Source organism: Neobacillus drentensis (genome assembly GCF_036965645.1).
Taxonomy (GTDB): Bacteria; Bacillota; Bacilli; order Bacillales; family Cytobacillaceae; genus Neobacillus; species Neobacillus drentensis_D.
The window spans coordinates 11,287-21,383 of sequence record NZ_JBALPZ010000019.1; the positions used below are offsets into that span (position 1 = coordinate 11,287).

12 protein-coding genes are annotated in these 10,097 nt (G+C 38.4%); 5 read left to right on the top strand and 7 right to left on the bottom strand.

Features of this window, described 5'->3' with window-relative positions; genetic code table 11:
* Positions 1-197, bottom strand: a 197-nt coding sequence (locus tag V7266_RS03450; protein WP_335465824.1) for a hypothetical protein, incomplete at its 3' end; no start/stop codon positions are given.
* A gap of 42 nt (positions 198-239) precedes the next feature.
* Positions 240-1,286, bottom strand: a complete 1,047-nt coding sequence (gene hemE, locus V7266_RS03455; RefSeq protein WP_335465825.1) for a uroporphyrinogen decarboxylase — start codon at positions 1,284-1,286, stop codon at positions 240-242.
* 243 nt (positions 1,287-1,529) lie between these two features.
* Here hemE and V7266_RS03460 point away from each other — a divergent pair, with 243 nt between their 5' ends.
* Together V7266_RS03460 and V7266_RS03465 are read left to right on the top strand one after the other, a co-directional pair.
* Positions 1,530-2,024 carry an antibiotic biosynthesis monooxygenase family protein gene (locus V7266_RS03460; protein WP_335465826.1) on the top strand — a complete coding sequence of 165 codons (495 nt, stop codon included), beginning with the start codon at positions 1,530-1,532 and terminating at the stop codon, positions 2,022-2,024.
* Positions 2,025-2,154: 130 nt separating this feature from the next.
* Positions 2,155-3,357 carry a hypothetical protein gene (locus V7266_RS03465; protein WP_335465827.1) on the top strand — a complete coding sequence of 401 codons (1,203 nt, stop codon included), beginning with the start codon at positions 2,155-2,157 and terminating at the stop codon, positions 3,355-3,357.
* 228 nt (positions 3,358-3,585) lie between these two features.
* On the opposite strand, the gene V7266_RS03470 is transcribed toward V7266_RS03465, so the two are convergent.
* Positions 3,586-3,807 carry a hypothetical protein gene (locus tag V7266_RS03470; RefSeq protein ID WP_335465828.1) on the bottom strand — a complete coding sequence of 74 codons (222 nt, stop codon included), beginning with the start codon at positions 3,805-3,807 and terminating at the stop codon, positions 3,586-3,588.
* 209 nt (positions 3,808-4,016) lie between these two features.
* Here V7266_RS03470 and V7266_RS03475 point away from each other — a divergent pair, with 209 nt between their 5' ends.
* Together V7266_RS03475 and V7266_RS03480 are read left to right on the top strand one after the other, a co-directional pair.
* Positions 4,017-4,481 (top strand): very short patch repair endonuclease, encoded by a 465-nt coding sequence (locus V7266_RS03475; RefSeq protein ID WP_335465829.1) that lies wholly within the window; start codon positions 4,017-4,019, stop codon positions 4,479-4,481.
* Positions 4,482-4,488: 7 nt separating this feature from the next.
* The gene (locus tag V7266_RS03480) at positions 4,489-4,689 is read left to right on the top strand and encodes a hypothetical protein (RefSeq protein WP_335465830.1); all 201 of its coding nucleotides are present in this window, start codon (positions 4,489-4,491) and stop codon (positions 4,687-4,689) included.
* A 35-nt stretch (positions 4,690-4,724) separates the two neighbouring features.
* On the opposite strand, the gene V7266_RS03485 is transcribed toward V7266_RS03480, so the two are convergent.
* The 4 genes from V7266_RS03485 to V7266_RS03500 form a co-directional block, all read right to left on the bottom strand.
* Positions 4,725-4,919, bottom strand: a complete 195-nt coding sequence (locus V7266_RS03485; RefSeq protein WP_335465831.1) for a hypothetical protein — start codon at positions 4,917-4,919, stop codon at positions 4,725-4,727.
* Positions 4,920-4,931: 12 nt separating this feature from the next.
* Complete coding sequence (locus tag V7266_RS03490) at positions 4,932-6,152, bottom strand: DNA cytosine methyltransferase (RefSeq protein WP_335465832.1); 1,221 nt, start codon at positions 6,150-6,152, stop codon at positions 4,932-4,934.
* Between the two features lie 210 nt (positions 6,153-6,362).
* Entirely contained in the window at positions 6,363-7,937 is a 1,575-nt protein-coding gene (locus tag V7266_RS03495; protein ID WP_335465833.1) for an AlwI family type II restriction endonuclease, read from the bottom strand.
* A gap of 888 nt (positions 7,938-8,825) precedes the next feature.
* A complete protein-coding gene (locus V7266_RS03500) occupies positions 8,826-8,966 on the bottom strand; it encodes a hypothetical protein (RefSeq protein ID WP_335465834.1) in 141 nt (46 codons plus the stop codon).
* Between the two features lie 376 nt (positions 8,967-9,342).
* On the opposite strand from V7266_RS03500, the gene V7266_RS03505 reads away from it, so the two are divergent.
* Positions 9,343-9,567, top strand: coding sequence for a YjcQ family protein (locus V7266_RS03505; protein ID WP_335465835.1), 225 nt, complete (start codon positions 9,343-9,345; stop codon positions 9,565-9,567).
* Positions 9,568-10,097: the final 530 nt, after the last annotated feature.

Consider the following 10,097-nt stretch of genomic DNA (forward strand, 5'->3'; position numbering starts at 1 on the left):
GACAAGCATAAGACGAGCCGGCCGAAAGGTTGTTTTTTAACCTTTTGGACGGATCGTCTGTAGACCATCGAGGGGCTAGGCGCTGGAGCTAGACAATTCTCAAAGTTAAAACCTTTTATACGCTTATCTTGTAAAAAGGCATTATAGGCTATCGGCCTTTTAATGCCTTTTTGAAACAGCTTATTATATTGTGCCAAAAAATTGGACTGCTTACCAATTTTACGACTTAATTTTAAGAATCAGCGGCTTAATTTGGATCCCGAATAGTCATGAATAAAAGAAGTTAATCTTTTTAATGTGTCAGGATTGACTGATGGGAATACACCATGACCTAAATTAAAGATATATCCATCCTGAGCCATTCCTTGGTCTAAGATTTCTCTGGCTCTCTCTTCAATAACCTCCCAAGGAGCTAAAAGAATGGCCGGATCAAGGTTGCCTTGTACCGTTTTTTGGATACCCATTTCTCTAGCTTGACGGATAGGCAGACGCCAATCAAGACCAACCACATCTAGCGGCAGTTCGTTCCATTCTAAGGCAAGATGACTAGCACCTACACCGAACATAATGAGCGGAACATTTTCTTCTTTTAAGGATGTAAAAATTCGATTCATGATTGGCTTGATGAAGTACCGATAATCTTCAACATTCAAGGCACCAACCCATGAATCAAAGATTTGGATGGCTTTTGCACCCGCTTTAATTTGCGATTTTACATATGTAATAATCATATCGCCAAGTTTGTCCATTAAAGCAAACCATGCCTTTGGCTCAGCATACATGAAGGCTTTGGTCTTATTATAGTTTTTGGAGGGGCCGCCTTCAATCATATAACTGGCAAGCGTAAAGGGTGCACCTGAGAAACCGATTAATGGTACATTTAACTGTTCTTGTGTTAATAGTTTAATGGTATCCAAAACATATGGGACATCTTCTTCAGGGTGTATTTCACCTAGTTTTACTACATCTGCTAAGGAGCGGATTGGATTGTCTATTACCGGTCCAACTCCACCCTTTATTTCTACTTCCACGCCTATAGCTGGGAGCGGTGTCATAATATCTTTATATAAAATGGCGGCATCGACGTTATATTGTTCAACAGGCAAGCGTGTAACATAGGCACATAGCTCTGGCTGATGGGTAATTTCAAATAAAGAATATTTTTCTTTTATCTCTCTATACTCTGGCTGCGAGCGGCCGGCTTGGCGCATATACCACACAGGTACATAGTCTGTCTTTTCGCCTTTAGCTGCTTTTAAAAATGTTTCATTAATTGTTCTTGTCATGGAGGATCCACCTTTCAAAGACTGTATGTTTTCCATTTTAATATATTGGAGGGAAAATTAAAAACCATTGGTATACATAGCTGTCTTCACTATATCGATTAATTCTATTGATGTATAGGTTACGATTGTTTCTGTCAAAAAAAAGTCGTTTTTTTTGTTTTGGTTCCTGTTTAATTGGGCTGAAAGCATACTAGCGATGAATATGTATAAAATAATGAAGATTATTATTTGGGGGACGATTAGATGAATATTTTTATTACTGCTGGAACTCTCGATTTTTTAAAGAAGCTCGAAAATAAATTTCCTAATGAAAATATGGTGGCGATGTTAAATGAAAATGGGGCATTATTGCTGCATGAAACCAATGGCCAAACTGTCTTTAACGAACCACGAAGGTATAATGTATTAGAATCCCATGGTCAGTTACAGAAAAAAGGGTTTGTTGTCATGAATAACATCTCCATTACTGATGAGGGCCGCCCCTTATTTGAACATCAGTTTAAACAGCAGGCAGAAACGCTCGTAACCACCCAAGGATTAATAGCCCTGCGTTTACTCCGCCCCTTATCGTCTAATCCTTACATCATCATGACCTTATGGGAAAATGAAACCTTATACCAAAAGTGGCAGAAATCCAATTCCACACTGGATCTATTAAAAGCTAGTTGCGACGGGAAGCAAAAGATTTTTACAAGCGTACCTTATGTCAACAAATATACAATTGCAGACGAATCATAAATTTTTATTTTCAATGGAGCATATCCTCCATTTTTTTTATTCCTCCACCTCACCACTTGATACAGATTACATATTCTGTATTACATCCAAAAAAGGGCTATAGCCCTAATAGGATAAAGGAGGAATTTCAATGCTTATTGAGCTTACAGCCCTTCATTGGATATATGTGGCCTTTATCATTCTAATTATTGGCTTTATGATCATGAGAAGGGATACAACGATTGTATGCATTGTTGGGATATTTTTAATTGCCCTGACAGCCACCGGCAGTTTAAGTCATTCCGTCAGCAGTATTTTTAACAGTTTCAGCTATGCAATAACCGAACTATTATCTACTATTCTTGTTATTTCAATTATTGTCGCGATGAGCCATACACTAACGTCCACTGGAATAAATGATGTGATGATTTCACCATTTCGAAAATTAATCCGCAATCCAAGTCTTGCTTATTGGACGATCGGGATCTTAATGATGGTGATATCCTGGTTCTTTTGGCCATCTCCTGCTGTTGCCCTGCTTGGCGCCGTCCTGCTCCCGGTTGCTATAAGAGCAGGACTTCCAGCACTTGGTGTTGCCATGGCAATGAACTTATTTGGACACGGAATTGCTTTATCAGGAGACTTTGTCATTCAAGCGGCGCCTAAACTTACTGCCGATGCAGCTGGACTTCCAATTCAAGATGTTATTGATGCAAGTATTCCACTAGTTTTTGTCATGGGACTAGTGACCACGATTACCGCCTTTTACTTTCTTAGGAGAGATATGAAGCGCGGAACCCTTCAAACCGATTCATCAGTTTTAGCAGATATTTCTGCTGAAGAGAGTGACAAACCCACGCTCTTAACACTCACCCAGCGGCGATTCTTCGCCATATTAGTACCCATTCTCTTTGCAGCGGATGTAGCCGCAATGTCCATCCTTGACTTAGCAGGTGGAGATGCTACAGCCTTAATTGGCGGAACTTCTATCTTAATTCTTCTTCTAATTACAGTCACTAGTCACAAGAATAAAGGCCTGGAAAAAACAACCCAATATTTAATTGAAGGTTTTCAATTTGGATTTAAGGTGTTTGGTCCAGTGATTCCAATTGCCGCATTCTTTTATTTAGGAGATAGTGGTTTTACAACGATAATTGGAGATTATTTACCTAAAGCCTCTCAAGGAATTGTGAACGATTTGGGGATCGCCCTTGCCAACATAGTTCCACTTAGTAAGATGGTGGGTGCTGTGACACTCACAACCGTTGGGGCTATTACAGGCCTGGATGGTTCAGGCTTCTCAGGCATTTCACTTGCTGGGTCGGTTGCCAGTTTGTTTGCTATTTTTGACTAGTGAATTTTGGACGAATCTTTAAACTGCCAAAAATGCACTCAGGGCAATTTACCCTGAGTGCTTTTCTTGTATTCCTCATTTATAATTAATAACCAGCTTGGAAATCATGAAACTCCTCTTTAGAAATGGATTTGTCTGAAAAGGATATTCAAACATGATCTGTCTGGTTTTGTATTGTCAGCCGTTCTCCGCCGTCGAACGGGGCTACTTTCTATCTATACTCAGTTTTCACGAAGTTATCGTATTATATGGGGAAGAAGCAAAATGGGCATATCTAAGGCTTTCATTTCTGGAAGTCGCGTTATAAACTCTTTCGCTTACGAATACAACCTGAAAGAATGCTTCCATTTCATGATAAGGTAGATAGCTGTCATTATCTGTTTTCATCAGACTGTAAATCCGAACCGTAATGTTTTTGGATTTCTTCTCGTAATTCTCCGTCACGATCATGACCCCGAAATCCTTTTGCACTGACTACTGATGATGTCCTCAATCTCCATGTTCAACAAACAAACCCCTCCTTTTTTATCACTCAAAGCTTTCGACAAAAAGGAAAAAAGTTCCTTTTAAATTTGTAACATTCATGAATCCGACAAAAATATTTCAGTCTGTTTAGCCTACTTGGAAAAAGGAAATAGTCAATAATAGAGGTGTGGAATATGGCTGACAGAATAAGCAAAGAAACCAGAAGCAGAAATATGAGGGCAATAAAGTCCGTTTCAAAATTGGAAAATAATGTTGCTAAGGAATTGTGGAAACGGGGAGTGCGCTTCAGAAGGAACGTAAAAGATTTAAAGGGAAAGCCCGATATATCAAACAAGAAGTACAAATACGTCATCTTCATCGATTCCTGCTTCTGGCATGTCTGCCCAATTCACGGAAACATGCCGAATACCAATCAGGAATATTGGGTAAAGAAACTGAGCCGTAATCAGGAAAGGGATAAGGAAGTTAATCAATATTACATCGAAAATGACTGGGCATTATTAAGAGTATGGGAACATGAATTCAAAGAGAATTTTGATAAAGCGATTGGGGACATTATTTCATTTATTAATAAGAAAAAAACAACTGCTTATCCGTTTAATGTTAAAATATCCTTGCAGATAAATAGGAAGGAGTGAGGCTTTTATGAAGAAAGTTGAAACAATCGGAACGGTACAAGACCTAGCCAATGTAATCCAGGAATTGTATCAGCATATGGAAGTGGTTGTAACAGGTTCTGGAGCAGAAGAAGTGGGCGAATATGTGGTGAAGGCACTAAAGGATTTTAAAGTCGCACATACGGAAAAATGGATAGATGAGGGGCATTACATCAAAATTTATGACTGAAAGCAAAAAAGGAGATCTTAGTTGATCTCCTTTTTTTACCCATTTTTCAGGTCACGGACTTCGTTGATGCTCTTGCCCCAATCAAATGGCTGTGAATAATAAATTTTGCCGCATGATAAACACTGGACGTCGCAGAGGCGCTGATATGCGATTTTATCTTTTAAACCTTCAGGATATTTTTCAACACGGATTACATCTAAAATGCCGTTTTTACATTCTTTACAGAACATGGTTATGCTCCTTTACGACTTGGATTCCTCCAGCTCCATTGCTGTCTGCCCTTCTGGTATTTCTTCTTTCTTCTTGGCTTTTCCAGAACGCTTTTTCTTTTTGTTTTCGCCTGTTTTCAGCATTTCCTGGATATATTCTTCATCCCATTTGGCTTCTTCTGTCGGATAAGAAACTCCTGCCAAGGTTTTCATAACGGCTTCCACGATCACTTTTGCCCCCTTTGGAGGAACTGCCATGCCAATTTGCCTTCTGACGCTTTCCTTTCCCCCTAAGAATTCATACCAGTCTGGGAAAGTCTGGAGTCTTGCTCGCTCACGGTTTGTTAAAGCACGCGGTTCAGCGTAATGATACATATGCGTTCCGCCCCCGCCTGACCCAGTAACAGTATAGCTTGGAGCGTCTGGGTCTAAACGTCTGTATATGTTGCTCATTTTCGCGCCTTTTACATTGAGACGATACTTCTCTGGCAAATAATCCACCCAGCAGTTGTCGCCAGGCTTGATAATGTCGAGCATTTCCCTTACTTTTTTCTGATGTACTGTGTATTCATGGTTCTTTGCATCAGCATCAATCGGAGGGTTTTCCAATGCCATTTTGGCTGATGTCCACTGTTCCCTGTTTTTGAATGGTGCTTTTGGAACCAGAAACTTTTTCCCCAGGTCCTTTCGTATACCGACGATGATAATGCGGGATCTTGCTTGCGGCACGCCGTATTCCTCGAAGCGGTACTTATGAGGCGTTATATTGTAGCCTGCTTCTTCCATCGCTTTTAAGATTTGAACGAATGCTTTACCTTCATTGGCACTTTCCAGTCCGCCCACATTCTCCGCTATAAAGGCAAGAGGCTTATGTTCCTTCAGCACCTTTATTCCGTAAGTGTACAGACCGCCGTATTCCCCTTCCAGCCCTTTGGTTTCGCCTACCAAACTGAAATCGTTGCACGGGAACCCGAACGCGAATAAATCGATGGGAGGAAGGGATTCAATATCCAATTCTTTTACATCACCAAACTTAACAGATTCAGGGTCGTCATCTTTTTCGAGGATATTATGGCGAAAAGTTTTAATTGTGTCTTCGTGGTAATCGTTTGCCCACGCATGTACCACTTTATATTCTTCGCCGTTTTCATCAAGTACCACTTGACCGTTTTCATCAATTACAACTGCTTGTTTTGCTCCTAGTGACAGCCCCCCTGGACCGCAGAACAGCTCACCTTTTCGATACGTTGCCATGTCTATTACTCCAATTTTTGTGCGTTTTTTTGTATAAGTACCTTTTATCTTACCATATGATGTCGAATTATGACACTCAATACAGCTAGCAAGTTCTGCCTCTATTTTAGAAACCGTATAGGTGTTCCGCTTGAAGCAAGAGTTGACCCCCAAGATGTATATTCGATAAAAGGAAAACAGAACCATCCACAGACAGTTCTGTCTTTTGTTCTATAAGGATTCAATTTCAGGTATCCCGATTCGGATGTTATACTGGAAAATATTATTTAATTTGTAATGTTCAATCGGGCTGGTCAAATGTTTTTGAAGCAGGTACAATAAATCCCTTGCTGTGATTGCACAGCCGTTTGTACCTGAAGCTTCTGCAACCTGCTGAATCTGCGAATCAATGTTTCCTCCAAATCCGTCAGCCACATACATAAAAAATGACAGGCTTACAGATCGGTTACGCCATTCAGGGATATAGTTATTGATCATTCGGTTCCGATGATCATTGGTAAGCGAATAGGAACGGTATGCTTTAGTATCGATGATTCCTTCAAAGGTATGCATGGAAGAGGAAACATAGATATCAGGGTTTAAAGGATTCGTACCGATATGTCTGGATCTGAAGCCAAGAAGCTCAAAAATATGATGAGTTGCAATTTCGAATTCTCTGGCTAATTCTGTTCCGCTTATCGCCATGTTTAAATAACTGGTTTCAAAGATGCTGAATGTATCAGGTCTGAATCCTTGCAGCGCAACTTCCACCTGGTTTTCACTAAATCCAGTAACAGTAGCAATTTCGTTAATTAAGGAAGTTGTAATCCTCGTAATTGGTCTTGTACCAGCAATATGAAGATATTCGCTTCGCACGCGTCTTTCGCGATATAATTGGTCGGTAATCGTTTGCTGATTATTAAAGTTTCGGTTATCCCTTGTTCCTCCTGGAGCAAGCCCGTAGTTCCGCTGGAAGTTTTCTTCCCAATATTGATGATTGGTATTGATAGGGCGGACCGAGGTGCCGTCATTTAAAATGGCTCTCACTTCTGCCCTTCTGTGAGCTGGTATGTAAATGGGTTCTGTTCTCGAATTTCTTACCACTAACTGGGTGTATTCAATAAAATTGATGAATGTATTCGCCGTATCCGCTAGGGAGGTCATCGCCTCTTCCTTTGTCCGTGTATGGGTAGTGTTTCTGCTGCTCGGATAAAGCTCTCCAAAGTTTTCTGGAATCACAGATTCACCATTTTCCCTGTAATCCAAAATACGCTGAACAACATGCTCGAAACATTGATTGGATTCATTTTCCACTTCAGTCATCACAAAATAGCCGATTTCCCGCTTGGTCAGGTATTGAATATTATCATCCATTAATAAACGCAAAAGAAAACGGAAAGGTCTTATCTGAAATCTTCTGTTAATGTTTACACCGCTTCTCATGGAGTAAGGAGAAGGATATTGCAGTTTCATTAATTGGTTTGTGATAATCGGTACAGGATTTTCGCCATTTAACAGCGCTTCTCCAGCAAGGGTATTTCTAACAGTACTTGCAGCTGTATCATGAAAAATAAGCCCCAATGCATAAAGCCATGCTTCATATGTCCTTGCTCCACCAGCACGTTGGTCTCTTCTCTCACCTGTCCTTTTTATGCCCATCCTCTCCAGCTCTGCTTCAAAATCGAGCTGTCTTCCCAAATCATGTCTCCAAACATCTCCTAAGTTCTGCAATGAAAAAAGAGATAAAATATCAATGACAGGATAAAGCTTTCTCTTATTTCTTGGCACCATCCAATTGTTGATCACAGACATACACTCCTAAACTATTATTTTAATTTAGTACAATAGTTCTATATGCAATGTCTGAATGCCTGCTGATTCTAACAAAAATATGGAAAAATTTTATAAGGAGCGTGTTTCAAAGCATCAGCCAAGTCCGAAGGGAGCGATGCGACCAACCAAAATAGGTCTTGATTTAATGACTTCTTTTTTAATAAAGCATTTCGTATAAAGCAAAATCTTATCAAGTATATGTTTGCTACATCTTAACCTTCTATAATCTCTCATTTAGCTTCCAACATATCTGGAAAAACAGGATAATGGATCAATTCACCATAATTTCATGACCTTTAATAAAGAATATGATCACTGCAAGATGGTAAATCCATATTGCCCAACCCTTGCATAAATCGTTCCATTACTTTTTCCACGACACAAAAACATTCCATTTAAAAAAGGTTTAATCATTTGTGCCGATAGACAAAAAGGCGTATAGGTCCTCATATGGTCTATGCATTCGTACATAGAATGCAAAAATAAATTTGTATATTTATGTAAAAACCCGCTTTTGTGTTGATTCAAACACCTTTTGCAAAGCCCGACATATATTTTGACACTGGACGAGGCTACGCCACTATCCAATTTGTGCTGGGTTACTCCTTAAGTTGATGCTGATTAATATCCACCAATCACTTCACTGGTTTTGGTTTATTCAAAGTATCCTTTTCTGCTTTTTCTTTGTCTTTTTTGATGATGAACTGAGTCAATTCATTGGCGATTCCGAGCGTTTTATCCACTGTCTCATCAATCCAAATCTTAGGAGCATAATTATTCTTTTGCCGTACATACTTTTTTGTTTATTCAATACTTGTAGATAGTGAATTTAGGACAAGTCCATTAAACTAAAAAAACCACTCATGGCTTTACACCATGAGTGGTTTTATATTGTTCATTTTTTATTATAAGCCGAGCTAAAAAATCATAAAATTCCTCTTTAGTAACCCTCTTGTCTGAAAAGGAAATCCGAACATGATCTAATTTTTTTTGTACTATCATTTGTTCTCCTCCTTCTCATAATCTATGTATTTGCGAGATTGTCCTATTCTGATGGATATTTAACAAAAATTAAGTTTATTGTTTTAAAGAGTATGTGGTATTCAAAAGTACCTTTTGCAACTTTTTTATAGATAATTGATGAAAGGCGAGGAATGTTGACTAGAGGGTTGTTGGAGGATGCCTTGAACCTGTTATGTTGAAGATTGTAAATGATTGTGAATCATTGGAAGAAGTAAAGTTCCTACTTTTCAGATTTTTAAAATTGAGTAATTGGAAATGTAAAACAATGGAGTTACTTATTCGGCACATTCAAGCAGGAAATTATTTCCTTACTCTAGAATTATCTTAATCATATTGAGGGAAAGGAGTGGTAAAATTGAGTAAAGAAGAATTAAGGTTAAGTATTCTTAGAGAATTAAAGGTCGGAAAACAACCGAGGCATGAGGAATATGATGTAACAGAAGAGTTATGGAATAGTACAGCATCATTTTTAAATAATGAAGGGTACATAAAAAACATAACTATATCTCGAAACACTAAGTACATGTTTACGGAGCTAACTGAAAAAGGCGAAGAATATTTAAGAGAAAAATCACTTTAATACTCAGGGGGCACCCTTTCCAAGGGTGTCTTCTCCTTTGTTTTTCATGGCTGCTTATTAAAATTTTAATAACATCGATGAATTTTTTGATAAAAGTCTCTGTGCTGGATTTTTTTTCATTTAAGAGCAGGCAAAAAAATAGACCGCATTAGCGATCATTCTAGTTAATCAAAGCTACTTGTAATTTAAATGAAATTATTTTCAATCTTTCTTTTATGGGAAATCCTTGCACACTGATTAAATTCAAGACCAGAAGTGATTTCTGAATAACTTACCATTTTCAATAGCAGATAAGAGTTATAAAAAATCCTTGTATTTATTCTCCAATTTTTCAACCCGTTTTTTATGTGATTCATTCATTTTTAAATATACCTTATATAACAACCAACTAACTAAGATAAGAATTAAAAAGCTAATGGACTTATACCATATCGCACTGAACAAACAATAAAATGAAATAAATATAAATATACAAAAAGCAATCTTATTGTAAGTCTGTATTCTTTCCTTTCCTCGTAACGATCTCTTTA